27 protein-coding genes are annotated in these 25,436 nt (G+C 53.2%); 4 read left to right on the plus strand and 23 right to left on the minus strand.

Translation table 11 applies throughout. The annotated features are described in order from the left end of the window. Positions 1-3: 3 nt before the first annotated feature. The 16 genes from JRI89_05410 to JRI89_05485 form a co-directional block, all read right to left on the minus strand. On the minus strand, positions 4-744 hold the full coding sequence (locus tag JRI89_05410) for an ABC transporter ATP-binding protein (GenBank protein ID MBW2070676.1): 741 nt from the start codon (positions 742-744) through the stop codon (positions 4-6). Beyond that, positions 737-1,525 carry an ABC transporter ATP-binding protein gene (locus JRI89_05415; protein MBW2070677.1) on the minus strand — a complete coding sequence of 263 codons (789 nt, stop codon included), beginning with the start codon at positions 1,523-1,525 and terminating at the stop codon, positions 737-739. The genes JRI89_05410 and JRI89_05415 overlap by 8 nt, the downstream gene beginning before the upstream one ends. 16 nt (positions 1,526-1,541) lie before the next feature. Next, complete coding sequence (locus JRI89_05420) at positions 1,542-2,516, minus strand: branched-chain amino acid ABC transporter permease (protein MBW2070678.1); 975 nt, start codon at positions 2,514-2,516, stop codon at positions 1,542-1,544. A 58-nt stretch (positions 2,517-2,574) separates the two neighbouring features. After that, on the minus strand, positions 2,575-3,459 hold the full coding sequence (locus JRI89_05425) for a branched-chain amino acid ABC transporter permease (protein ID MBW2070679.1): 885 nt from the start codon (positions 3,457-3,459) through the stop codon (positions 2,575-2,577). Between the two features lie 80 nt (positions 3,460-3,539). Beyond that, positions 3,540-4,709: an ABC transporter substrate-binding protein gene (locus tag JRI89_05430; GenBank protein MBW2070680.1), complete on the minus strand. Its 1,170-nt coding sequence runs from the start codon at positions 4,707-4,709 to the stop codon at positions 3,540-3,542. 186 nt (positions 4,710-4,895) lie between these two features. Continuing rightward, positions 4,896-5,327, minus strand: coding sequence for an ACT domain-containing protein (locus JRI89_05435; protein MBW2070681.1), 432 nt, complete (start codon positions 5,325-5,327; stop codon positions 4,896-4,898). A 155-nt stretch (positions 5,328-5,482) separates the two neighbouring features. Further along, entirely contained in the window at positions 5,483-6,784 is a 1,302-nt protein-coding gene (paaF, locus tag JRI89_05440; GenBank protein MBW2070682.1) for a phenylacetate--CoA ligase, read from the minus strand. A gap of 160 nt (positions 6,785-6,944) precedes the next feature. Beyond that, a complete protein-coding gene (locus tag JRI89_05445; GenBank protein ID MBW2070683.1) occupies positions 6,945-7,256 on the minus strand; it encodes a membrane protein insertion efficiency factor YidD in 312 nt (103 codons plus the stop codon). Positions 7,257-7,417: 161 nt separating this feature from the next. Next, entirely contained in the window at positions 7,418-8,419 is a 1,002-nt protein-coding gene (locus tag JRI89_05450) for a tetratricopeptide repeat protein (protein MBW2070684.1), read from the minus strand. Between the two features lie 393 nt (positions 8,420-8,812). Next, on the minus strand, positions 8,813-9,529 hold the full coding sequence (locus JRI89_05455; GenBank protein MBW2070685.1) for a tetratricopeptide repeat protein: 717 nt from the start codon (positions 9,527-9,529) through the stop codon (positions 8,813-8,815). A gap of 148 nt (positions 9,530-9,677) precedes the next feature. Then, positions 9,678-10,322, minus strand: coding sequence for a DUF3786 domain-containing protein (locus JRI89_05460; protein MBW2070686.1), 645 nt, complete (start codon positions 10,320-10,322; stop codon positions 9,678-9,680). Positions 10,323-10,410: 88 nt separating this feature from the next. Continuing rightward, entirely contained in the window at positions 10,411-10,686 is a 276-nt protein-coding gene (locus JRI89_05465; GenBank protein ID MBW2070687.1) for a DUF2007 domain-containing protein, read from the minus strand. A 34-nt stretch (positions 10,687-10,720) separates the two neighbouring features. After that, positions 10,721-11,416 (minus strand): molybdopterin-dependent oxidoreductase, encoded by a 696-nt coding sequence (locus tag JRI89_05470; protein MBW2070688.1) that lies wholly within the window; start codon positions 11,414-11,416, stop codon positions 10,721-10,723. Between the two features lie 81 nt (positions 11,417-11,497). Further along, positions 11,498-12,295 carry an SDR family NAD(P)-dependent oxidoreductase gene (locus JRI89_05475; protein ID MBW2070689.1) on the minus strand — a complete coding sequence of 266 codons (798 nt, stop codon included), beginning with the start codon at positions 12,293-12,295 and terminating at the stop codon, positions 11,498-11,500. 49 nt (positions 12,296-12,344) lie between these two features. Beyond that, positions 12,345-13,196 (minus strand): EFR1 family ferrodoxin, encoded by an 852-nt coding sequence (locus JRI89_05480; protein ID MBW2070690.1) that lies wholly within the window; start codon positions 13,194-13,196, stop codon positions 12,345-12,347. Between the two features lie 19 nt (positions 13,197-13,215). Then, positions 13,216-13,599, minus strand: a complete 384-nt coding sequence (locus tag JRI89_05485; protein ID MBW2070691.1) for a hypothetical protein — start codon at positions 13,597-13,599, stop codon at positions 13,216-13,218. 393 nt (positions 13,600-13,992) lie between these two features. On the opposite strand from JRI89_05485, the gene JRI89_05490 reads away from it, so the two are divergent. Genes JRI89_05490 through JRI89_05500 form a run of 3 tightly spaced genes read left to right on the plus strand, consistent with a single transcriptional unit; the run spans position 13,993 to position 16,332 of the window. Further along, positions 13,993-15,429: a right-handed parallel beta-helix repeat-containing protein gene (locus JRI89_05490; GenBank protein MBW2070692.1), complete on the plus strand. Its 1,437-nt coding sequence runs from the start codon at positions 13,993-13,995 to the stop codon at positions 15,427-15,429. A gap of 53 nt (positions 15,430-15,482) precedes the next feature. Next, positions 15,483-16,115: a bifunctional isocitrate dehydrogenase kinase/phosphatase gene (locus tag JRI89_05495; GenBank protein MBW2070693.1), complete on the plus strand. Its 633-nt coding sequence runs from the start codon at positions 15,483-15,485 to the stop codon at positions 16,113-16,115. A 16-nt stretch (positions 16,116-16,131) separates the two neighbouring features. After that, positions 16,132-16,332, plus strand: a complete 201-nt coding sequence (locus JRI89_05500) for a bifunctional isocitrate dehydrogenase kinase/phosphatase (protein MBW2070694.1) — start codon at positions 16,132-16,134, stop codon at positions 16,330-16,332. 86 nt (positions 16,333-16,418) lie between these two features. Here the strand turns inward: JRI89_05500 and aceA are convergent, their stop codons facing one another. From aceA to JRI89_05515, 3 genes are all read right to left on the minus strand, one after another. Beyond that, complete coding sequence (gene aceA, locus JRI89_05505; protein MBW2070695.1) at positions 16,419-17,702, minus strand: isocitrate lyase; 1,284 nt, start codon at positions 17,700-17,702, stop codon at positions 16,419-16,421. Between the two features lie 123 nt (positions 17,703-17,825). Then, complete coding sequence (gene aceB / locus JRI89_05510; GenBank protein MBW2070696.1) at positions 17,826-19,433, minus strand: malate synthase A; 1,608 nt, start codon at positions 19,431-19,433, stop codon at positions 17,826-17,828. Positions 19,434-19,753: 320 nt separating this feature from the next. Next, positions 19,754-20,125, minus strand: coding sequence for a PilZ domain-containing protein (locus tag JRI89_05515; protein ID MBW2070697.1), 372 nt, complete (start codon positions 20,123-20,125; stop codon positions 19,754-19,756). Between the two features lie 161 nt (positions 20,126-20,286). On the opposite strand from JRI89_05515, the gene JRI89_05520 reads away from it, so the two are divergent. Further along, the gene (locus tag JRI89_05520; GenBank protein MBW2070698.1) at positions 20,287-21,312 is read left to right on the plus strand and encodes an AraC family transcriptional regulator; all 1,026 of its coding nucleotides are present in this window, start codon (positions 20,287-20,289) and stop codon (positions 21,310-21,312) included. Between the two features lie 108 nt (positions 21,313-21,420). Here the strand turns inward: JRI89_05520 and JRI89_05525 are convergent, their stop codons facing one another. The 4 genes from JRI89_05525 to JRI89_05540 all read right to left on the minus strand — a co-directional run bounded on the left by JRI89_05525 (position 21,421) and on the right by JRI89_05540 (position 25,173). Continuing rightward, positions 21,421-21,843 carry a hypothetical protein gene (locus JRI89_05525; protein MBW2070699.1) on the minus strand — a complete coding sequence of 141 codons (423 nt, stop codon included), beginning with the start codon at positions 21,841-21,843 and terminating at the stop codon, positions 21,421-21,423. 21 nt (positions 21,844-21,864) lie between these two features. Then, positions 21,865-23,292 (minus strand): carbon starvation protein A, encoded by a 1,428-nt coding sequence (locus JRI89_05530; protein ID MBW2070700.1) that lies wholly within the window; start codon positions 23,290-23,292, stop codon positions 21,865-21,867. Positions 23,293-23,545: 253 nt separating this feature from the next. Further along, the gene (locus JRI89_05535) at positions 23,546-23,851 is read right to left on the minus strand and encodes a hypothetical protein (GenBank protein ID MBW2070701.1); all 306 of its coding nucleotides are present in this window, start codon (positions 23,849-23,851) and stop codon (positions 23,546-23,548) included. Further along, positions 23,851-25,173: a porin gene (locus tag JRI89_05540; protein ID MBW2070702.1), complete on the minus strand. Its 1,323-nt coding sequence runs from the start codon at positions 25,171-25,173 to the stop codon at positions 23,851-23,853. The genes JRI89_05535 and JRI89_05540 overlap by 1 nt, the downstream gene beginning before the upstream one ends. Positions 25,174-25,436 lie beyond the last annotated feature (263 nt).

The following is a 25,436-nucleotide window of genomic DNA, read 5'->3' on the forward strand; positions in this document are numbered from 1 at the left end:
TTGTCACCTTCCTTCTGCAAACTCCCTGTAGTCTTTGCCCAGGTAGGCCCTCTTCACCTCACTGTCCTCCAACAGTTCCGAACCGGTTCCTTCCAGAATCACCCTTCCTGTCTCCAGGACATAACCCCGATCTGCAATATTCAAGGCGGCCCGGGCATTCTGTTCCACAATCAGGATGGTGATTCCCTCATCACGCAAGCGCACGATCGTTCGCAGTATCTCTGCAGTCACCAGGGGGGCCAGTCCCATAGATGGCTCATCCAACAGAAGCATTTTAGGCCGGGCCATGAGCGCTCTGCTGATGGCAAGCATCTGTTGCTCTCCCCCAGAAAGGGTGCCCGAGACCTGATCTCTTCTCTCGGCAAGAGTGGGGAACAGAGTGAACACCATATCCAGATCCTCAAAGATCCTCGCTTTGTCTCGCTTCTTGAAGCGCACATAGGCGCCAAGCTCCAGGTTTTCCAGCACAGTCAAAGGATGGAAGATAAGTCTGCCCTCCGGCACCTGGCTTATGCCCAGCCGCACCACACTCTCAGGGGAGCGATTGTTGAGGCGAATCCCTTCGAAGAAGATATCCCCATGAGTCGGCGTGAGAATGCCAGAAATACTGTTCAGTATGGTACTCTTGCCAGCACCGTTGGCTCCAATGAGCGCCACGATCTCACCCGGCCTGACAGAAAGAGAAATATTGTCCAGAGCCCTAATGCGGCCGTAGAAGGTCTGCAGATTTCGAATCCTAAGCAACTGGCTCCTCTCCAAGATATGCGGCAATTACCTCAGGGTGCTGTTGGATTTCACGGGGACTTCCCTCGGCCAGCTTGCGGCCATAGTCCATTACCATTATCTCGTCACAGATATCCATGGTGAGGCTCATATCATGCTCCACCAGCAAAATGGTAATTCCCCTCTGGCGTATACGCAGCAGCAGGCGGCCAAGGTCTGCAGTTTCGGCCGCATTCAAACCGGAGGCTGGTTCATCCAGCAGCAGAAGTTTGGGACCAACTGCCAGGGCCCTGGCAATCTCCAGCTTGCGCTGCAGACCAAAGGGTAAAGAGCCACTGGCCAGGTCTGCTTTTTCTGCCAGTTTGATGAACTCGAGGATCTCCAGAGCCTGCTGGCGAATATGCTTCTCTTCCCGGCGTGCGCTCGGCAGTCGGAAGGCAGCTCCAAGAAATCCCACCCTCGTTCGAGGGTGAAGCCCCACCATGACGTTTTCGAGCACACTCATGTGTTCAAACAACTCAACATTCTGAAACGTCCGCGCAATGCCGTATTCGGCGACTTTGTAGGGTGCCAGTCCTTCGAGACTTCTGCCACAGAAGTAGACCTTGCCCTTGTCCGCGGGATAGACTCCGGTGAACAGGTTGAATAGAGTGGTCTTGCCAGCGCCGTTCGGACCTATAACCCCTTTTATCTGCCCACTATAGACAGAAAAAGTGACATCGTACACCGCCTGTACACCGCCGAATGACTTGCACAACTGTTCTGTCTGCAGCAGCACCTGTTCCTGGTGTTCTCGTTCCATGGCGCCAATCCCCTCCTCAACCGTCAGAGCGGCCCGCCGTTGCCGCGCTCTGCTGCAGGCGGCGTCTACCAACAAGATCTAGCACTCCCCTGGTGAGCCCCTGGGGCATGAAAATCATCACCACCATGAGGATAGTACCGAAGATGATAATGTCGTAGTCGTGAAATACCGCCAGCACCTCGGGCAGCACTGTCAGGGTGGCCGCCCCCAGGATGGCGCCCCAGATGCTGGCCATACCGCCAATTACCACCATAGTGACCAGCTTGATGGAGAACATGAAATCGAAGGAGCTCGGGCTTATAAAGGTAACAAAATGGGCATAGAGGCTGCCTGCCACTGAAGCGTACACAGCGCTCAATACGAACACCCAGATCTTCAACTGTGCCGTTGCCACCCCGGAGGCCGCAGCTGCGGTCTCACTATCATGAATTGCGCGCAAAGCCCTTCCCACCCGGGAGTCCACTATATTGAGACTGAGGCTGATGGCACCGAGCACCACTGCCCACACCAGGTAGTAGTAGGACCAGGGGTCGTCGAGTACCAAGCCTCCCAACCGCAGGGAGGGTATACCTACCAGACCTGAAGGGCCGCCAGTGAGCCAGGTGAACTCTTTGAAGCAAATGTGGACGATGATGCCGAAGCCTAGAGTGGCCATGGCCAGGTAATAACCAGTAAGCTTTAGTGTGGGGATACCCACGAGCAGGGCCACCGTGACTGTCACTGCCACCGCAGCCAGCATGGCCAGCCACGGAGACACCTGATAGGTGGCGGAAAGAATCCCAGAAGTATAGGCCCCGAGGCCGAAAAAAGCGGCGTGCCCCAGGCTGATCTGGCCAGCGTATCCCATTAATAGATTCAGGCCAACCGCCAGCAAGGTATGAATGCCAATAAAGATGAGCACATTTAGATAATAGCGGCCTGGCAGCAGCAATGGCACTGCCGCCAGCACAACCCCGCATATGCTCACCTGCAGCCACCTGTGCTTTGCGATAATTTCCAGCCACACAACAGAGACAATGTTATTGAGGCGATTGCCTAATCGCTCGATTTTACACCCTACCTGTCTCGCCTTGGCCGAGCAAACCGCTCGGTCGGATGAACAGCATGATCAGCAGGATAGCAAAGGCAATGGCGTCCTTGAATCCGGAGCTGATGAGGCCGGCGCCCATGGCTTCCAGTATACCGAGAAGAAAACCTCCTGCAATGGATCCAGGACTGCTGCCAAGACCTCCCAGAACTGCTGCACAAAAGCCCTTGAGTCCGAGCATAGTACCCATGTCGTAGCCACACATGGTGATGGGCGCAATGACGATGCCGCCGGCCGCGCCCATGGCAGCACTCAGGCCAAAAGAGAGCAGCACCATGCGGTTTACCCCAATTCCTACCAGACAGGCACCCCTTTTGCTGAAAGAGCAGGCCCTCATAGCCTTGCCCGTGATGGTCTTTTTGTAAAAAAACTGCAAGGCAACCATTACCAGCACTGTTATGCCAAGTACCCAGAGGCTCTGAGGCGTCAGTGCGGCACCGGCGATCCTGATGGGCCTTTCACCTGTAAACGGCTGCAGCCCTAAAGAATCCTTGCCCCAGAGCATCATGGCCACGCCCCTCAGGAAAATAGAAGCGCCTACCGTAATAATTATGAGGCTGATGGCACTGGCAGACTTCACTGGTCTGATGGCCAGCCGCTCCAGCACCATACCCACCAGTGTCACCACTGACACTGCCAGAATAAAACACAGCCACACAGGCAAGCCGTTGACTCCACTGAGGGTGATCATCACCATGGCCCCCAACATGACAAATTCGCCCTGGGCGAAATTTATCACCTCGGTGGCATTGTAGATGACGGTAAAACCGAGAGCAATCACGGCGTAAATAGCGCCGTTGGTGATGCCCGAGATGAAATATTGCAGGATTTGGCTGCCGAGATCCATTGCTGAGGTTCACTCCTCTGCTAGAATAGATTTGAGCGGCTGCTGAGAGCCGCTCTTCTCACTTGCCTGCAGAAATGCCCTTATTTAATAATCTGCCAATTACCCTGGACAATTTTTACCATGACAAAGGCTTCATCCTTGTTCAAGCCGTTGTGATCCTTGGGAGAAAAGCGGAAGATCCCACTGATTCCGACATAATCTGTGATTTTTTCGATTTCATCACGCAACCGGGCCCTGTCAGCGCCTGACACTTTCAAGGCCTGTGCCAGTATCTGCAGGCCGTCCCAGGCGTAGCCGCCAAAGCCCGAGACAGCACTATTATATTTCGCTTCATATTCAGAGATATACTGGAGCAGCACCGCTTTCTGAGGATCATTGTCAGGAAGACTTCCAGCCACCAGAATTTTGCCGGTGGGCAGGATAATTCCCTCGGAAGCCTTGCCCGCAAGTTCTATAAACTTCTTCGAGGCCACACCATGGCTCTGGTAGAGTGGAATGTCCATGCCAAGTTGCTTCATATTTTTGGCCACTACTGCGGGACCTGGATTCGTTCCCCAACAAATAATGGCCTCTGGCTTGAGCCCGCGGATCTTGGTCAACTGCGGCGTCATGTCAGTATCTTTCGGTCCAAACCTTTCGTCAGCCACGATCTGGTAGCCGTAATCGGCGGCCTGCTGGAGCAATTGTTGTCTGCCGCTGTCACCGAAGGCGTTGCTGACAGTAAGAATGGCGATTTTCTTGGCGCCCTGCCCCTTGAGATAGTCGTAGATCTTGGACACTGCCATCACATCGGTCTGCGGCGTCTTGAAAACCCACTTTTTTACCGGCGTAGTAATTTTCACAGAAGCAGCGCAGGAAATGAGAGGCACCTGAGCCTTCTCGACAATCGGCACCACTGCCAGGGTCGTGCCGCTGCGCGAAGGTCCCACAATGGCAAGCACCTTATCTTTTTCTATCAGCTTGTTGGCGTTGAGCACTGCCTTTGTTGCATCACCCTCAGTGTCGTAAATGATCACCTCTAACGGATGACCATTGATGCCCCCGGCAGCGTTTATCTTTTCGGCCAGCAGCAGCATAGAATTGCGCTCCGGTTCCCCCAGAAAGGATGCAGGTCCTGTAATGGCAAAAATTCCACCAATCCTGTACGGAGCCTTGGCCTCCTTTTTTTTGGCACAGCCGGTTGGCAGCAGGAGCAGTGCCGCCAAAATACTCAACCATATCTTCCAAACTCTCAATCGCCCTAACTTCATAACCCCCTCCCTTTCTTTTCCAGCAAATCCATCTCTCTTCTTCTCCTGGGCACCCCTCATTTACTGCAAGTTCTCTGTAGACGGCACGGCAGAAAGACTCCCCATCCTTTACCCTCTGGCGGCACTTTTCCTTTGCTGCCCGCCGTCTTCCCTTCCTTGCGTCCCCGAGGAAAACCTGCCGGCGCCTTACATGCTGTACAGTTTCTTGCCTTCTATGACCGTAACTCCGTTTCGCCTGAGGACATCCACTGCCGCGTCTATGTCATCGAAACGGAAAATGAGCACTGCATTCTGGCCGCTTTGCTGGACAAAGGCGTACATGTATTCCACATTGATGTGGGCCTCGAACAGTATCTGCAAGATCTTGTTGAGTCCACCAGGTTTGTCTTCGACCTCCACAGCCACCACTTCGGTTCTGCCGACTGTGAAGCCATGCTCCTTGAGTATCTCTTTTGCCTTCTCGTGATCGTTGACAATGAGCCTGAGAATGCCAAAGTCGGAAGTATCAGCCAGTGAAAGGGCGCGGATATTTATATTGCCCTGTCCAAGGATGCGGGTTACTTCGGCAAGCCTCCCTGCTTTGTTCTCGAGGAATATCGAAATTTGTTCAACTCTCATAATCTCCTCCTTTGTCCTGGTGCTGGCAAACCAGTTGTCTATGCAGCTAGCCCTAGAGCCTGGTTGGAAGTCGTCCTGGCCAGCTTTTTCAGGCAGGCGACTGTATTGTCAACACCCACGGGACGCTACAGGCTGACTACCGGGATTGAACACTTTCAAATCTGGCGCTTGTCAATGACCCGTACAGCCTTACCCTCACTCCGCTGGATGGTCTTGGGCTCCACCAGTTTTACTCTGGCAGACACTCCCAACATCTCTTTGATATTCTTCTCAAGACCGCGCTCCATGTTCTGCAGGTTTTTGATTTCGTCAGAAAATATTTTCTCGTTCACTTCCACCATGACTGTAAGATTGTCCATGCTCCCCTCACGATCCACTACCAGTTGGTAGTGCGGCTCGATGCCTTCGGTTTCCATAATGATGCTTTCGATCTGGGAGGGAAACACATTGACGCCCCGAATGATCAACATGTCATCGCTGCGGCCCTGCACTCTACCCATACGGACCATGGTGCGGCCGCAGCGGCATGGCTCAGGATACAACACACTGATGTCCCTGGTTCGATAACGGATGACCGGAAACGCTTCTTTGGTGATGGTAGTGAAAACCAGTTCGCCTACAGTCCCATACGGCAGTACTTCTTCTGTGTCCGGATCGATGATCTCCGGGATAAAATGGTCCTCAAAAATGTGCAAACCACTCTGTGCCTCGATACATTCCACTGAGACTCCAGGGCCAATAATCTCACTGAGTCCATAGATGTCTACTGCTTTCAAATTGAGCTTGCGCTCTATTTCCTGGCGCATGGTCTCGGACCAGGGTTCAGCTCCGAAAATTCCCGCCTTGAACTTGAGCTGTCGAAAATCGATCCCCATCTCTTCTGCCACCTCGGCAATGTAGAGGGCATAGGAAGGCGTGCAGGTGAGTATGGTAGGACCGAAATCCTTCATGATCATTACCTGGCGTTTGGTATTGCCACCGGAGATAGGAATGACCGAGGCCCCGAGCTTCTCTGCGCCGTAGTGAAAGCCCAATCCTCCAGTAAAGAGTCCATAGCCATAAGCATTGTGAATGATATCCCCCTTGGTGGCGCCTCCTGCCATGAGAGTCCGGGCCATGAGCTCGGACCAGGTTTGCACATCCCTGGCAGTGTAGCCCACCACCGTTGGCTTGCCAGTGGTGCCAGAAGAGGCGTGAATCCGCACCACATTGTCCATGGGCACCGAGAACATGCCAAAAGGATAATTCTGCCGCAGATCCTCTTTGTAGGTGAAGGGAAGCTTGCCAAGATCCTCCAGAGACTGGATATGCTCCGGCTTGACCCCGGCTTCGTCAAATCGCTTGCGGTAAAACGGCACGGTGTTGTAGACTCTCGAGACCGTGTTCTGCAGCCTCCGCAGCTGGATGGCTTCCAGCGCCTCCCTCGGCATTGTTTCGTACTCTTCGTTGTAGATCATAGGCCCTCCTCCTCGTGCAAATTAATAAGCCTGTCAGACAGACAGCGCAATGGGGCTGAGCAGCTTGCAGAAAGCCGCCCGCCATGGCTGCCGCCTTGCACACCCATGTTTTCTATAGTCACACTCATATGGCCTGATTTGTCGAAAACTGGCATCTCTATCACCGCCACTGCTTCTGTCCCTTCCCAGGATGTCGCCAGAATTCATTCGCCCACAGAGGATCGTAGATGCGCCTAACTCCATGCACAACAACCATGGGGGCATATTCCTCCTCGGAGGCTTCGTGATACAACCTGTCCACTGTCATAAGGGTGCCGAGCAAGAAGCCGTGCTTCTCGAATGCCTGCCTGCTGTAAGCCGAGCAGGTAGGATAGCTGGGGCAGCGATTGCCATCTACTGGTGATATAACCTTTTGAAAGAATCTGACCAGGGAGGAAAAGAACTTGGCAGGCAGGGACCATGCTGGCCGCATCTGCTGCCCGCTTCTACTGTGAACAACTTCACTTTGTTGGCTCCACGGCCCTCTCATAGTGTCAGCCGTGGCCACATCAGTTGCTGCCTGAATCGAGAGGACAGCCAAAACCAAGATCAGCATCAGCCACAACCGTCCCGGAGCTGTCATTGTCAGCCTCCTTAAAATGAATAACTGAAAGCCACCAGCCACGACTCACCGCCCCTGATCTGGAGACCCAGGCGTTCGAAGGGCACCAGCCTCTGACGGATTCGCAGTTGCTGACGATCATTGAACTTGTGGGCCACGTTCACCGCACTGAAGATGTTGCCCGCGTAGAAGGCCAGGGTAACCAGGCCCAGACCGATTCCCAGTTCCTGATGGCCCTGCCTGAAGGCTTCCCAGGTAGCCAGGCCAAAGCCGCCTGTATAAAGAAAGGCCAGCAGGCCGTCTTTGGGTCGCTCACAGTACAGGTGGCCTGAACCCGGGACAAGAGCGGCCATAATGCCGGCGCCAGTGGGACTCTTTCGCTTCATCTGCGAAGCTTCGTGCAAGACTTTTTGTAGACTTTGCCCTCTGTCAAACAGTGGACTGCGGCTGCCTATTTCGGCCAGAGCCCTCTGCGCCTCTGGCCAGCGACTTTCCCTGGCATAGGTAAGCGCTGTCAGATACCAGGCTTCTGAAGAAATCTCCTCGTCCGTGCTGGAGTCAATGACCATGTGCAGTTCCTGCCTGGCCGCCTCGCCTTGCTGCAGTTCCATGAAACATCGGGCTTTGAGGAAATACCCCTGCCAGCGCAATGGCTGCTCACCATAAGCAAGCAGGAACTGTTCCACTGCTGTCAGGGCCTGCTGCCATTTTCCCCCGCCATAATAGCATTCAGCTATGCGCAAAGAAGCATGGGGTGCCCGGGGATGCTGGGGTGCAAGAAAAAGAAAACGCTGGTATTCGCTGATGGCTCGGTAGTATTCCTCTTTAGAAAAAAGGTGGTCGGCAAATTGCAGAATCTTATCAGCTGCAAGATTTGTCCTCCCTTGCGAAGAAGCTGCCCACGACGGGGAAACCCAAAGGGAAACAAGAAGGCAGCTGATCAGCATTGTCGCCAGCAGTGGGCTGCTCGACCGTCTCAAACCACCGTCTTCAGGGAACGCAGCAAGCAACAGCATCTTTTCCCTCACCGCCATCCTCGGTTTCATCTGCTGCCTGTGAACGAAAAAACCGCAGATTCTGGCGAACCCACGGCCTGCAAACAAAAAAGCCATGAGCCCGTTGTCGTCCGCCCATGGCCTTCGATGTCCGTTTTCCTGCTACCGGCCTCCTCTTACAACCAGCGGGCGGACTTCTAAAAAAAGAAGCCGCCAAAAAGGAAGTGAATGCGGAAACCGACGAAACTCTCTCGCATGGCATCCTCCCGCTCTTGTTGCCTAGGCAGGGTATAAGAGATCAATCTCCTTGTCAAGTTCATTTTCGCTGGGTTTCCACGCCTGAACGTCTCTTGCCTGGAGACGACTACAGCAGGAAAAGCGCCCTTCAACTCCACTTTCCAGAACCAGGCAACAGGGCTTGCCACAGGTCCGCTACCCTTTTTCAGGCGAAATTCCCTCGAGCCGCCACTGCTCCAGTTTGGTCTTCAGTACGGGACTCAGGGATGACCCCGGATTCTCATTGAGATAGGTTTCGTAGTACCCCATTGCCTTGTTGCGGTTTCCCATGGCCTCATACACTCTGCCGAGACAAAGCTCGGCATCGGTCTGGTAGGCTGGTTTTCCTTCCTGGAGCAACCTCTGGTAGACAGCCAGGGCCTCGGACCACTCCTCCATGGCCTCGTAGGTCGCCCCCAGGCTTGCCAGGACGTTTTCGTAAAGCGGATCCTGGCGAGCAATTTTCTGCAGGGCATCCTTATAGGCTGCCACAGCCTTGGCAAAGTCGCCTTTCTGATAGTAGGCATTGCCCAGATCCACCGTGGCTGTGAGGGCAACGCCTGTTGAGCCAAAATTTTTCACTGTCTCTTCCAGCTTGGCAATGGCTCTGTCTATGTCTCCTTTGCCTCCATTCGCCTGGCGGGCGTTCTGCAAGTAGGCCACGGCTTGGGTGTAGACCTCCCTTGCTCTGGCTTCTCGCTGATTGCGGTAGTAAAGAAAACCCGAGACCACCAGAAAGATTATGAGAACTCCTGCTGCCAGCTTGATGGCGCTCTGTTTGTTCGCCACACACCAGTTAATGATTTTCTGGCCGAAGCTGATGAATTCGTCCGGTTTCTTGAGATCTTTCTTCTTTATTTTTTTTCTCGCCAATACTTTCTCCTGGTGCAACGCCAAGCCCTGCGGTACGGGCTATCCTTTTATTTTCCCAAGAGTTATGGGACCCTCACCTATGGCTCTGGCTAATTAGCAGGAATGCCTTCTACTGTCAAGCCAACCGCAAACTGTTGCAGACCGCAGGTCAACCCTGGCGCAGCAACATGCTCCCTACCACATTCACCAGGGCCCAAATAACATCCAGAGGCAGATGATGCTCCACTGAACTGTCGAAGGTCACTACCAGCCGCGCCGAGAACTCTTCATCCGCGGTCCAGAGAATGTAACCCAGGGGAATCCTCGGCAGAGGCCACAGTCTGAAAGAAACATCGCCAAAATCCATGCTGCTGCCGCCCAGTCTCCGCCCTGCCCGCAAGAATGCCTCGGCGTTAGAGCCGAATTTTTGCAGCAATGGTTCCGTGAACAAGACGTGCGGGCCGCGAAAGAAAAACGAGCCGCCCCGAATCTCGCTTGCTGTCACCAGTCGACCGGAAAGGGGCGCCGGCCGGGCGCGAAGGAGATAAGTAAGTAACACGAGATATAATTGAAAAGTAGGCTCATGCAGGGTTGAGCAAGACCATTCAATGTAACGCCGTTCCGGGTAAACTGCACAACTCTGATGCAGAAAGGGAACCACATAACAGCGCAAACTATCCTGGTAGCGCACCAGAGCCCTCTGACAGACATCCTGCACCTCGAGCTGACAGAGCTCCTCCCAGAGTTTACTATCGATATCTTTGGGATCCTCGTAAATGCCTCGGGGCTTTTCAGTTACATTCGTTGGCGTCATGTGGCCGCTCGCCTGTTGTGTCCCCAGAATCGTGTCATTCCGCCTGTGGATGGCGTCTGGCGGCAAACCCTTCCTCTCGGGGACTTTTTCAGCTGTTTTCTGGAGGAGACTCTTCCTCTGTGCTTTCGAGTACCTTCCTGATCAGGGCGCGGGCCGCCTCTTCTGTCTCCTCGGGAACCAGCAAGGCCCCCCAGCCCATCTGCGGTACGAAAAGGCCGTCGTAGGCAGTTTCTTCGAATTTGCGCAGCAGCACAGGGATGCCGTCTTGCTGCAGAGCCTGACAGAGGAGATCTGCCTCGAAACGATTCTCCACCGTGTGGACTCTCACCAGGCGGTCCCGCTCATTACTTCCAAAAGCAACCATGTCAACCCTTCTTTTCTCGAGCAATACGGCATGTCTAGCGAAAACGCTCTTCCCTCCAGGGATCAGCAGATGAGCTGTATCCAGCCCGCTCCCAGTAGCCTGGTTCATCCTGCCGGCTGAACTTTATGCCCTCGAGCCACTTGGCACTCTTGTAAAAGTAAAGGTCAGGCACCAGCGCCCGCACCGGCGCCCCGTGTGCCCTGGACAGTTTCCGCCGAAAGTAACTGTGGGCCACCATCACCTGCGGCTTGCGGGCCTCTTCCAGGGAGATGTTGCTGCTATAGCCTGCCGCTGCTTCGAAAATTACGTAGCGAGCCTCGTCCTTGACCCCCACCACCTCCATGATAGTGCGCAACAGCACCCCAGTCCACTCTGAATCAAGGAGACTCCAACCCGTCACACAGTGGACGTCACAGGTGACATGTGCCTGTTCTAATTTCATAAGATCTTCGAAAGAGAAAGTGCAGGGATTGTGGACTTCTCCGTGAAGGCGCATTTTCCAGTCCTTTTCTGTGGCCCGCCCTGCCTGCCCCCCCATATCGATGAGCCTTTTCACCGCCTGCTGATTGGGAGGCAGGCGGGGTCTGCCGTCTGGACGCAGCTCAGCTGCCAGGGCACTATTCTCAACATTGCTCAACCTGACATAGAACCCGGGCAGGCCGATGCTGACCAGGGCGCCACCAGTTGTTGCCAGAAATGTACGTCTCGTTATTAACCTTTTTCTATTCATTCAAAGAAGTCCCTCCAGCGACCAAATTGACCGCTCTGGCCCTGGCGGGAAGATACATACATTGCTGGAAGGATAATGCCTTCAAATATCCCCGCCATATTCGCCAAAAAGCTCAACCGCCTGCCTAACCACACGCGGATCGTCGTAATCCATGAAGGTGCCGCTCCAGGCCTTCGGCGCGTACAGGCAGAGCCAGGCAATGGAGCGTCCAGGTATGGCAGGATGCTCCAGCTTTCCTTGCTCTTTGAGACTCTGATAATAAGACACCTGCTCCGCTGGCATGGCTGCAGATCCCTTGCTGCGAATAAGCGCCTGCATGTCCGTGTCTACCACACCCGGCCGCACGGCGATACTGGTGATCCCAGGCTCCTCCACTGCCAGCACCCTGGTTAGCTGGTTGAGGCCTGCTTTGGCAGCGCAATAGGCACTGGCAGCCTGAATGGCTGTCACCGCCGCGCCGCTGCTCACATTAATAATCCGGCCCTGCTGCCGCCGCAGCTCTGGTATGGCAGCCCTGCTCAGATAAAAGGGGGCCAGCAGATTGACTTCAATATTGTATCGCCAGGATGTTGCTTCAGCAGAGGCAGCAAATGCCAGCGGCTCCACCACGGCAGCATTGTTTACCAGGGCGTCGATTCTGCAAAAATGATGCAAAGTAAGTTCAACGGCCTGCAAGCAGTTCTCCACCACGGCCACATCTGCTGCAAATGGCAGCGGCCGTCCTCCCAGCCGCTCGACCTCCCTGGCAACATGGTGGAGCTGCTCTGCAGATCTGGCTATCAGGGTCATGGCTGCGCCCACTTTGGCCAGCCAGCGCGCCACCCACGCCCCCACACCTCGCGATGCTCCAGTTATAATGACAACAGAGTTTTCAGCCATTCCCTCACCTGCCAGCGAAAATGATCTCCGGCCAATATCTTATCCGCAATCAGACAAAAATCTCTGTCTGGGGTTGTTCCTTGAAAAAGGCTTCCCTCTCCCTTATTCGCTGCCAGAGCTCGCTGAGATCGGCCTTTATCGCTCCTTCAGGGCAAACTCTCATACAACTGAAACAATAGAGGCAGCCTTCCTTGAACACCGGGTACGGCGCCAGAGTCACAGCCTTGGTGGGGCAGACTTCTGCGCAGATTTGGCACTGGGTGCATATCTCCTCGTCGAGTTCTCGAGCCGGCATGTACGCCTTGGCAGCTTGCAGGCTAACTTTTTCCATTTCAGTGTGAACTTCTTTGCTCTGGTATGCCAGCCGGGCCAGCTCCATCTCTTTTCTCTCAGCAGCCTGGATTTTGCGGCAGACCTCATCGACGAGTTGTTCAATCATTCTGTCATCTTCCGAGTTCGGGTGGCCCTCCCCTAGAGGATCTTTCAGTTGCCACATGAGAGAATGAACAGCCAGAACCTTGGCAGCAGCAACAATCTTGAACCCTTTCCTGGAAAGCTCCCTTGCCATCTCGTAGAGGGCAATGCCGCTGGTGGCACCACCCCAGGTGATAAAGGGCACTGCATATGATACAGCAACACTGGGCAAGCTCGAAATGAACTCCATAACAGGCGGCGCTGCATGCGACACATATACGGGAGAGCCCACAATCAGACAACAGTCATTTGCCCGCAGCTGTATCTGCCTGGAAATGGTCAGGCAGAGGTCCCTGTCTCTTGCCAGATCATACAGGAACGGCTGCAACCCTATTGCAGCAAAACGTTTCTCCATTACTTCCGCCACATGGCGGGTGGAGCCGGCAGCCGAAAAGTAGATTATGTATACCTCTGTGCTATCTGACATAATTAGTCCGCAACACTCTTTATGCAAATTGCGGCTGGCCTTCTTTTCGCTGCCGCTTGATGGCAAAACGAAAGTGCACCCCTTTCACTAGCCGATTGCTGGCGGCTAATCTGAAGGCTGAGCCAGCGAGTCCATAATAAACTACGTTGCTCCTCTTCACTCGCTCAAGAAGAGCGGTCTGAATGTAGACAGGATACTTTTTGTTGCCATGGGTGGTTTTCTCGAAAATGGTTGGGGCCTGTTGCAGAGACCTGATTGGTTTCGTTTCAGAGATATGAAACATGCACGATGTGTCTCTGAGGATCTCTCTGCTCAGGCAGCCGCAGTTCAGACAGCGAGCCACCTTTCCGGCAATCTGGCTGTCATGGCTGAAACATCTTGCGGAAATGGTAATAATCGCCATACCGCCCTGGCCGTCAAATTTATCGAAGCTGCCAGGTTGTGCTATATATCATAACCCAAGACTCTGGAGAATCGAAACAAGTGCTGCAGCCTCGTTTCACCTCGGTTGTGAAACGATCTTCTCAGATAGCATTCAACCTAGGGTCTTGTTTCAAGACAACTACTTGACATGCAAGCATTCTTCGGTCTAGATTGCAGTTGCCTTACGAAAAAGATGTCTGCAAGAAGCCACAGACCACACGACACCATGTAATGCACGAGGCCTACCTGTTCATGACCTTGATGCTTCCTGAATCTTGCCACGGCTTTGCTGCCATGGCAGGTGTGGATATCACTCCTAATCTCACAACGTACACTCTTGCAAGCCCCCAGCATTACAGGAAGGAGGGACAATATGTCTTCGGAAATCACGAGGTGGAATCTGGCACGAATGCTGATAAAAGGCTTTCTTCTTGTGGTAATTGCCCTGATTATCTTCTGCAACCTTGATGGACGGTTGTATGCAGCGACTGTTGTTGTCCCTGGAGACTACGCTACCATTCAGAAGGCAGTGAACGTAGTGGAGAGTGATGCGGATCCGGGAGTAGTGATTATCAACAGCAACGGTACCTTTGATGAAAGCGTCTACATAACAGAGAGCGTTACCATCATGGCCGGGAACGGCTTTACCCCCACCATAGAAAAGACCACTGGTGCTCTCCCTCCAATAAGAATTTATGCGAACCGGAATTCTGACACAACGATCACTTTAGAGGGGTTGAACATCAATGCTTATGGAGGTTCTGGACCTCCTGACTCAGACGTAAGTGAAGATGTAATAATAGCAAATGATTCCAGCAGCAACACTCTCGATGTATCATTGAATAAACTGAGAATAACTGGAGACCAGATTCAAAGCGCCGTGTCAATCGCCAGCGCCGTTATGGCAGGTAATATAACACTGACCATTTCGGATAGCTTTATCCAGGTAATCGGTAAGCCAGCTGGAAGTCCAGTATGTCTTCGCCTTGATCCGGATGATTACGATTTGAATGTCATACTCGAAAACAATACCTTTCGCTTTGCAGTTGCTGGCGGGGTCAGTATAGAATCGGGAAAAGACGGCAGAACAGTATCTGTCACTGCAGACTCCAATATATTTGAAGGCTTTATAGTTGATACCACAGATCCTTTCAAAGCTGTCAATATTTCTGGATCAGGAACTACAGGAAGCGAGTCTTCTGCGACCACCACAACGCTGAAAAATAATTTTTTCATATCTGCCTCTACAGCTGTATCTGTACTTGGCTCCAAGACTCATACTCATTCACTCTATTTATACAATAACACCATATTTTCATGCAGATCCCATGGAATATATTTGAGCGCCTCTGACACTTCAGTCATAAATGCAACAATAATCAATAACATTGTTGCGGGAACATATCAGGCAGTTTGCGGCAGCGGCTACGGCATCACCCTGTACCAGGGTTCAAGCGCCACGGTAAATCTCGACAACGACTATAATTTGCTGTTTGACAATGTGGCCGGCGATTATTCCGGTGTTACTGCCGGTGGGCATTCCTTGCATGCCGATCCTGGATTTGCCAATGCTGACTCCCTCAATCTGCGATTGCGGCCGAGCTCTGCGGCAATTGATGCGGGCATTTGTGGCAAATGGATTAGTATACCTCCTTCGTTGTACTTCTACTCCAGAATTGCACCCCTGGATGATTTCGAAGGCGATCCCAGACCGGCTGGCTTCGCTTTGCTAGGCTGTGACATTGGCGCGGACGAATTCAATCCTGGGCGGGCGGCGATTCCTGCCGTTAATTTTCTGTTGTCCGATTAGGGTGCTTGCTATATTCCTGGACCTGGCCCACCGGGTCCGCTGGCGTGAACTGAATGAGCCAAAACGATCTTACCAGCAGGCTGGCTCGTAGTGGCGCGGAAGCCATCTACCAGGCCTTCCACTATTACCACAGCACATTCAGGGCCATTACGGCGCAGGCCAAAGTTCGCTTCGATGAGCGTGACTGGCTCGGACTGCGAGCTGATGCTGCCAAGAGGCTCGAACTCTATCCGGCGGCCGTAAGCAGCATCGAGAGCAGCATCAGAAAACTATTTGGCCTGCGCTTCCAGGATACAGGTCTATGGATTGCCGCCAAAGCTGTATATGCGCATCTGGTCCGCTCCATGGATGCCTGGGAACTTGCCGAAACTTTTTTCAACTCTGTCAGCCGGCGTCTGCTCGGTACGGTTGGTGTTAATCAGCAGGTGGAGTTTGTGGACACCTGTTCTCGGACAGCATCATATCAGATTGGACACCTGCCTTATCACACCTATAAAAATTTTCCCTCAATCACTAGTCTAGTCACCGCTATACTCACAGACTATCAATTTGGAACAGCCTATGAAGATTTGCACAGGGATTGCCGCCTGGCCAGTGCAAAGATAGAAGCATATCTGAAGGCAACTGCTGCTGCTTCCATTGACCGTGTTGAGATGATCCCCTCAAGTTTTTTTCGAGTTCCCTGAAGAATTTCAGTATTTCCTGGGTCTGCAGGGATATTTGCGCCAGGTCTTCCTGGAGCATCACTCGGACCTCTTTCAGGTCCGTTTCTGGCAGCAAGTCCAGGAAAAATTGGCCGTACATGGAATACTCTGCATTCTTCCGTACGATCAGAGCAAACGCCTCAGACAGACAGAACCCGCTGGGGACCGATGCAGCTGGTGCCCCCCACCTGGGCCGTAGAGCCAGCCCTTTGCCATTGGAGACCCTGCTGCGGTGGAGTTCAAGACATGGGGCCAGCGGGCTGAAGTTCTGCCGGCCGTTTGTGCCTATGTCTCGAACTGCTCCTCCTCGGTTGAACCTTCCAGCGCCCCAGTGGAACCCTCTCCCCGAGCAATAACCTTTTGAATCTCATCATAGTAGCCTGCGCCAACAAACCCCTGATGCTTCACTGCACTGTAGCCCCAGTCCCTTGCCATCTGGAACTCATGTTCCTGCAGACGAGAGTAGGCTGCCATGCCCTCGGTCCTGTACCCATGGGCAAGTTCGAACATGGAAGCATTCAGCGTATGAAATCCTGCGAGAGTAACAAACTGAAACCTGTAGCCCATACCGCCGAGTTCTTCCTGGAACCGACGGATAGTTGCATCATCCAGGTGGCGCTTCCAGTTGAAAGAGGGAGAGCAGTTGTAAGCCATTAATTTACCAGGAAATTTTTCCTGGATAGCCTGAGCAAATTCTCTGGCCTCACCCAGGTCTGGCGTTGAAGTTTCACACCAGATTATATCAGCAAAGGGAGCATAGTTCAGAGAACGGCTGATCGCCAGCTCGAGCCCTCCCCTGACCTCGAAGTAGCCCTCGAGTGTCCTTTTGCCGGTCAAGAATGGCTGGTCCAGGGGATCGATATCGCTGCGAAGCAGATTGGCGCCATTGGCATCAGTTCTCGCAATCAGCAAGGTGGGCACTCCCAGTACGTCAGCAGCAAGTCGAGCCGCCACGAACTTCCGCAGAAACTCCGATGCCGGCGCCAGCACCTTGCCTCCCATGTGGCCACATTTTTTCAGAGATGAGATCTGATCCTCGAAGTGAACAGCTGCTGCGCCGGCCTCGATCATTGCCTTGGTCAACTCGTAAGTATTGAGCGGCCCCCCGAAACCGGCTTCTCCGTCGGCCACAATGGGGGCGAACCAGTAGATATCTCCCAGCTGCAGAGTATGTTGAATCTGATCGGCACGCAGCAGAGCATTGTTTATCCTGCGGACCAGGGCCGGACCACTGTCAGCTGGATACAGGCTCTGGTCAGGATAGGTCTGTCCTGCCCTGTTGGCATCTGCTGCAACCTGCCAGCCGCTGGCATAAATTGCTTGCAGTCCGGCAAGCACCTGTTCCACCGCCTGATTGCCGGTGAGAGCCCCAAGGGCTGGCACGTATGGCTGCGTGTGCAGCAACTGCCACAGCCTGTCGGCGCCCATCTGCGCCAGGGTGTAGTCAAGTCGAATGGAGCCCCGCAATTTCAATACCTCTTCGGCGGTGTAAGGTCGCTCCACTCCCTGCCATCGTGCCTCACTGCTCCATGCCTTCTCTAGGGCGGCAGCCTCCTTTTCCCTTCGCATCACACCTCCTCCTGCGCCTGAATTTGCTCGCCCTGTCTCAGCAGACGGCTCGAGACCGTCAAGGCCGTACTGGAGCAAATCCTCGCAGCACAACTCAGTCATCAGCTCAATAATCCCGAGAACCTAGTCCAGGTAATCATAGGCGGTCAGTGTCAACCATTCGTGCAGGTCCGGCTCGGTAATCAACCTGTCGAAGAGTTCACTGGCCAGGTCGAATTTACCTGAAGAAAACCGCTCTGAGCCGATCATCTCCCTGATCTTTGCTAATTCTTCGGGCACCAGCTGCCGGTAAAGATCATTGGTGACCTCCCTGCCATCAGTAAGCACACCGGTTGGGTGGTGTATCCACTGCCAGACCTGCGTTCTGCTGATTTCTGCAGTGGCTGCATCCTCCATCAAGTTATAGATGGGAACGCAACCGATTCCTCGAAGCCAGGCCTCCAGATATTGCAGACCCACGTTTATGTTGTGCCGGATGCCGTTTTCCGTAATTGCACCTTCCGGAACAGTGAGCAGATCTTCGGCCGTAATATGCACATCGTGCCGCTTCCTGTGAATCTGGTTCGGCTCCGGCATAATTTTGTCGAAAGTCTTCTTGGCTATCTGCACAAGACCTGGGTGAGCCACCCAGGTGCCATCGTGGCCATCGCCAGCTTCCCTTTCCTTGTCTTCGAGAACCTTGGCCAGGGCAGCCTCGTTAGCTGCCTGATCGCCTTTCACCGGAATCTGCGCCATCATACCGCCCATGGCGTGCGCTCCTCTTTTGTGGCAGGTCTGAATCAGCAGTAGAGAAGCAGAGTGCAGAAAATGGCTGGCCATGGTAACCAGACTTCTATCTGGCATGACAAAGTCAGGGTATTTACGGAATCTCTTGATAAAGCTGAAGATATAGTCCCAGCGGCCGAGATTGAGGCCTGCAGAGTGGTCGCGCATCTCGAAGAGAATTTCTTCCATTTCGAAGGCAGCCAAAATGGTCTCCAGCAGGACAGTAGCCCGGATGGTGCCCCGAGGAATTCCCAGTTCGTCCTGGGCCAGACAGAAGACGTCGTTCCAGAGCCTGGATTCCAGGTGATTTTCCAGTTTGGCAATATAGAAATACGGGCCAGTACCATTGTCTATCTGCCTCCTGGCATTGTGAAAGAAGAACAGACCAAAGTCGAAAAGTGACCCGGAAACAGGACGGCCATTTACAAGGACATGCTTCTCTGGGAGGTGCCAACCTCGCGGCCGCACCAGCAAAGTCGCCGTCTCCTCATTGAGCCTGTATTCCTTCTTGGGAGAAGAGAAGCTGATAGTGCCGGCTACTGCATCACGCAAATTGACCTGCCCCTGAACCATATTGTACCAGGTGGGCGAGTTGGCATCTTCAAAGTCTGCCATAAATACACTGGCCCCCGAGTTCAGGGCGTTGATAATCATTTTGCGCTCAGCCGGCCCGGTTATCTCCACCCGCCGGTCCTGTAAATCGTCCGGAATGGGAGCTACCTGCCAGTTCCCCTCTTTTATCTCCCTGGTATGCTCAAGAAAATCTGGCATGCTGCCCGCATCGAGTTCAGCCTGTCTTTCTTCTCTTTCTTGCAGGAGCTCCAGCCGGCGATCATCGAATTCACGATGAAGCCTGGCTACAAAGGCCAGGGCCTCTGGAGTCAAGATTTCGGCAAATTCAGGGGTGACCTGTCCAAGAATTTCCACTCCATCAGAGCCTTTACCATGTATCGCTGTATCTGCCATGATTGTAAATCTCCTTTGTCGGCAACATTATTTCCCACTGCCGACCGATGCATATTTCTACAAGATTTCATCTAGAGCTATTCGATAGTTCAAAAAATCTACCTAATCACTATAATTTAAAAAGCATCCAATATTTGTCAATACGAAAAACCATTATAATGCGATCTTGTGTTTGAGCAGGCCTTGAGAAAATACAACCCTATCCCGGCAGCAACTCGCTGGCCGCAGGGCTCCAGTTATTATTGAAATGTTGTCTAGAATTCCGGTTAATACTCCCGCCTCGAGGTAGTTGCTGGCTGCGGTAGTCTGCAAATTCATCATTACCACATGTTTGACTTGAACTCCCGGAGTTCATTGATAAATTCAACAGCGATACTCTTTCTAGCACTGTCAACTCTCTTGACAATAGCAGATCCATGCAACTCCACAGGAGCATCCTTTCCAGTAAAGTCTGGAGGCAAGAGAAAAGTAAGCTGCGTAAACTCCTCGACCTTGAAAGACGGCCAGCTGTTGGTCCTGATGCAGGCTCCGCTTTGACTCAAATTCAAAGTATTGCCTTCGAGCCACACATCTACCGCAGTACCGGGAATTCTTTTGCGGAGCTTCACCTGAAAATTTTTCCACAGTCTCTTGTGCCTGCGCTGGGTGCAAATCCTCATTATTATGTCATCTATGCTTGTGTATCGCTCCATGCTGACCTCTCCAGTGGTTTTATGGAGAACTTAAGGCATAGAATAATCAAAGGCTTGACTATAAGCGGCATTTTTTTGACTTATCGCGCCAAACTTGTTAGATAGAAGAAACTCACCAGGATATTTCTCGAGCCCACTGCATAGCCGAGGAGAGTTCAACCATGATCTGCGCAACAAATAGGGCCAGTTTATTGCTTGTACTGTGGAATATCCTGGAATCTTATGGCGTTGATGCAGACAGGCTGTTCAGCAAGGCAGGTCTGAACCCTGAAGTAATGAAGCACCCAGCAGGGAGATATAGAATACAGGAGATAGATAATCTATGGCGCCAGGCTGTGGAGATCATCGATGATCCATGTTTCGGTCTCAAGGCCGCCGAGTTGTGGCATCCTTCCAATTTTGGAGCCCTGGGCTACGCCATGCTGGCAAGCCACACTTTACGAACCTCTTTGGAGAGGATGGATCGATATTATCGTTTTCTTTCGGATAAACCGTTTATGAAGCTGGACGACACTGAAGAAGGGTTGAGGTTCACCCTGGTATCGGACCGTAGAAATGGTGACATTCCTGAACGAAGCGATGCTGCCCTGGCCGTTACTCTGAGCGTCTGCCGAGTGAACTACCTGGAAGACCTGACACCGGTGTCCGTGACCCTGAGACATTCCAGGCCTGCCTGTTCCGCAAAGTTCTTTGAGTACTTCCGCTGTCCAGTACTATTTGGAGCTCCCGCTTACAGCCTGAGATTCTCCACAGAAGTGGTTGATAAGATTCTGCCCGGCTCTAACCCTCAACTTGCCGAGCTGCATGATCAGGTAATGATCCAGTATCTCGCCCAACTTGATCAGGACCGCATTGCTGAAAAGGTCAAAGCGGTTATCATCGATCAGCTTCCTTCAGGCAGGGTTACAGACGAAACCGTATCACAGGCGCTGTACATGAGTTCCCGCAAGCTTCAACGCCAACTGCAAAGTGCGGGCACGACCTTCAATACTCTTTTGAACGAGATGCGCCAGGAGTTGGCGCAAAAGTACTTGAGTGAACAGAATACCAGTATAACCGATATTGCCTTCTTGCTGGGTTTTTCAGAATCCAGCGCCTTTTCAAGGGCATTCAGGCGTTGGCTGGGAGTTACCCCCAGTGAATTCCGGCGGTCCACCAGGATTGTCAACCCGCAGGGGCAGGTTTGAATCCTGCCCCTGTAATTGCGGTGTGACAGATTTCCTGAACATTCTTGCTCTGGTTCGGCCTCAAATCCACAGCCCTCATCGCCAACTTCACCCCATCTCCAAGAAACGCTAGGGCCGCTTCTTCTGCAGGGTGAACTGGTAACTGCCGCCGCACTGGTACCAGCCGTCGGACCAGCCCCAGACGCCGCGCCCGCTGCCGCTGTTCTCATCAGTAAATTTAATGTCCACCAGATCGCTGACATAACCGCCCCGAGACCGATATGTTGCCTGCACGTGCACTTCTCCTGGTGTTTGCGGGTTGAGCACACCTGTGTAGGGCCGCTGCACCACGTTTTCCATAATAATGATCTCATTGCCCTTCTGGGTGATGGTCAAGCGATACTCGCCAACCTCTGCCTTGCCGAGTTCTTTGCAGTGGGAAATGGATTCGGTGACATGACCTATCCAGGTGCCGCTGTAGTCCTGGGCGTAAAGAACTGAGCTAACCAGAAGCAGCAGACCGGCGAGCAGCAACGATTTCAATAACTTCATAACAATTTCCTCCTGCGTCACTTACAGTCCCTCTTGCGCGCCAGCGTCTGCCGCCCTGACCCGGCTGCTGTACCAGAAAAACGATACCACCGCCAACACCCCGGCGCCAATGCCCATGCTGGTGGCCAGAGGCAAAGGCAGGTTGAAGCCAATCCTGGAGTTGGCAATGAAGCTGATCACCACCACCGTCATGAAAATGGCCGACACAGTGGCCACCCAGTGAAATTTCTTCCTGCTCAGCAGATAGGCAGCAGCCGTCCAGAGCACCACGGTCGCCAGGGTCTGATTGGCCCAGCCGAAGTAGCGCCAGATGAGACCAAAGTCGGAAAGCGAGATCAGGAAACCGATGACAAATAAGGGAACCGCAATGATCAAACGCTTCAAACTCTGCTTCTGGGAAACTTTGAAAACGTCGGCGATGATCAGACGGGCACTCCGGAAAGCCGTATCACCAGAGGTAATCGGCAGTACCACCACCCCGAAGATGGCCAGCAGACCTCCAAAGTGCCCCAGCAAGGTGGTGGAGACCTGGTTGACCACCAGCCCGGGGCCCCCTTTGCCAAGCACCTCATTGAGCATTTCCGGGGTGCGGAAAAACGACATGGCCAGAGTGGCCCAGATCAGGGCAATGACACCTTCCGCTATCATGGAACCGTAAAACACGTTGCGCCCGTACTTTTCGTTTGGCAGGCAGCGGGCCATCATGGGCGATTGGGTGGCATGAAAGCCGCTGACAGCACCGCAGGCAATGGTTATGAACATCAGAGGCCACAGAGGCAGATTCTGCGGGTTGATATTTGTTAAAGTTCTCTGGGGATAGAAACCATAGCCCTTGACAATCAACATGACGATCAAACCCACAGCCATGAAGATGAGCACCGCACCGAACACAGGATAGATGCGACCAATAATCTTATCTATGGGCAAGATGGTAGCAACAAAATAATAGGCAATGATGACGGCAATCCAGATGGCCTTGTCAATGTCAGTCAGACTGCCCAGCAGAGCCGCTGGACCCAGAAAAAAGACCACTCCCACCAGAATGAGCAGCACCACTGAAAAGCCCCGCATAAACTGCTTGATGCCATTGCCCAGATTGTAGCCCACCACATCGGGAATACTCTCCCCGTTGTGGCGCACAGACAGCATGCCGGAGAAGTAATCGTGGACGGCTCCGCCAAAAATACAGCCAAAAACAATCCAGATCAAAGCCGAGGGCCCGTAAAGTGCCCCCAGAATAGGCCCATAGATAGGTCCCAGGCCGGCAATGTTGAGCAGCTGGATCAGAAATATTTTCCAGGGCGGCAGCATCATGTAGTCCACCCCGTCTGCCATGATCTCGGCAGGGGTCTGGCGAGATGCATCCGCACCAAACATGCGGTCAATAATGCTGCCGTATATGAAAAAACCAAGGATCAATGCACCTACACTGGCAAAAAATAAAAGCATCCAGACCTCCCTCTTCAACCTCAGCTGGCAGACATCAAGCCCCTCTCATCACTCCTTTTCTTACTTTGGCAGAATCACCTCTGCCCCTGGCATCCTGGCTTTGGAATTCAGAGAAACGATGCTCTCATGAAACTGAAATTGGACTCCTCATCGTGTTCCTCAGCAGAATGGTCTTGAAGCCGGTACCATCCCGCCCCGCCTCCGTTTTCCTGAGCTTGGGGGCCATATTAGATGCCCCTGCCAGATATCTTTGTCAAAGCGTGTCCCCTGAGGGCTCGGCCACTTTTCCGCTTTGATTGCTGTCCGTCACCTGTTGCTCAGAGGTCTCGGGTTCATTCGGGCTTTTCTTGTCTTCGCTGCTCTTCTTTGCCTCGCCTGCCTTCCTCAAGATCACGAACTCGCCCTGGGATCCGGTAAACAACCCCTTCTCCGGCCCCTCCTCCCGGTGGTTGCGAGACTGGTAAGGCTCAACCCCGGCACAGCCTGCCATGACAACTGCAAGCAGCAGCAGGACTGCCAGCCAGCAAACTTTGCGGCCATATCCTTTACATATACGCATCAGAACTTGACCCTTGCCCCGATGGTGCCCACTTTCATACTCTGGACACTGGGGGCGGCATCTCGCGAAAGCGAGTACAGCCGGTACTGCAGGAAAACCTCGGTACCGTAGTTCTCAAATTGCTGCACCACTGCTCCGCCGATGGAATAGCCGTCATCCCTGCCAGTAGGCAGATTCACCGAACGGGTGTAGTCGAGACCAAAAGCGGTCTGACCTACGGGAAAAAACTGCGTCAGCCAGCCGCCCTTGACGTAAAAGTTCGAGGCATCACCCTGGTGGTCCCGCCCCCGCTGACCAGCAGACAGGGTCAGGTTCAGCCCGCTGGCCTCGTGCAGAACTGAAAACGAACCGTCCACAATGAGGTCGGTGTTGCTCTTGTTGGGATCGGATATTGCTGCCGCAGCCACCGCTTTGAAGCCCAGGGCCTGACCTCCCCACCACAGCGAAGCATCCCAGCGCTGGTTGCTGACCAGCCCTCCCTGCAGATGGAAACCCCACAAAGTGGGCGTGTCATAACGCACCCGGTTCTGACGGCTCAGCCCGTCCAGATCCTTGAACGCATCGGAAACCGAAATGCTGGTCAACTTATCCCCACGGTTTTGCCGAAACAACATGCCCCCGGCAATGTCGGCAATGCCAGCGTATTGAACCACGTCGGTTCTGGACAGATCTAGCTCAGCTGCGTTGTTGGAGGCCGTATCGCCCCTGCCAAAGTAAAGCTTGCCGAAACGTTTGCTGGCCAGGGAAAGATCCGCCCAGCGCACATTGAAAAAATCACCGGAATTTTCACTGTTCTGACTGACCTCGCCCGATTCATTGGAGTTCATTGCCATCTCCAACCGTGAACCGAGCAACAAGTCGTCGCTAGCCTTTGCCGTGCCTACAAAACGCACCCGCGTGTTGCTGGAGTCATTGTCCACGAAATAACCCGTGGTGTTCTTGCCGTCATCGATCACATTCACCGCCCGGTTGATCTGACCGGAGATGGCAAGCTTCACCCGCGCCTGGCCTGAGGTGACCGCCCTGTCCACAGGCTGGACCGCTACCACCGCATGCCTGGCCGCTACAGCCGCTTGCTCCGCAGCGGACTTGGCCTCAGAAGCCTGGTCTTGCGCCTCGGCGGCTGTTTGCTTCAACTGGTCCAATTGCTGCTGCAGCGATTCCAACTGCTTCTGCTGTTCCCTGATCAGACGTTCCAGTCTTTCAATCGTCTTGGAGTCTACGGTTGCCTCCCCAGCTGCAACCATACCCACAAAAGATCCCTGAACTCCAAGCATTAGCCCGACAAAAATAATAGCGAATGCTTTCAGTTTTTTCGCCACCTGAACCTCCTTTCTCCCTCCTGCTCAGGTTTCTCACCTCGATGAAGTTGTTACAGTCAGTTCTTCTCCCTCCTCAGGCGGATCCATGACATTTCATGGCAGAACTTTTCATGGCGAAAACACGAAAACTGATGGAATCGTAAAAACCTCTGGCTAAATTATGGTCTTAAAATTATTGATAAAAATGACATTTTTTCCTTGACACTCCTTCTGGCTCTGCTATGATAACTGCTTGATATTTTGGAACTTACTCTCTCCAGGAG

This window comes from Deltaproteobacteria bacterium (genome assembly GCA_019309045.1).
GTDB lineage: Bacteria > Desulfobacterota > Syntrophobacteria > BM002 > BM002 > JAFDGZ01.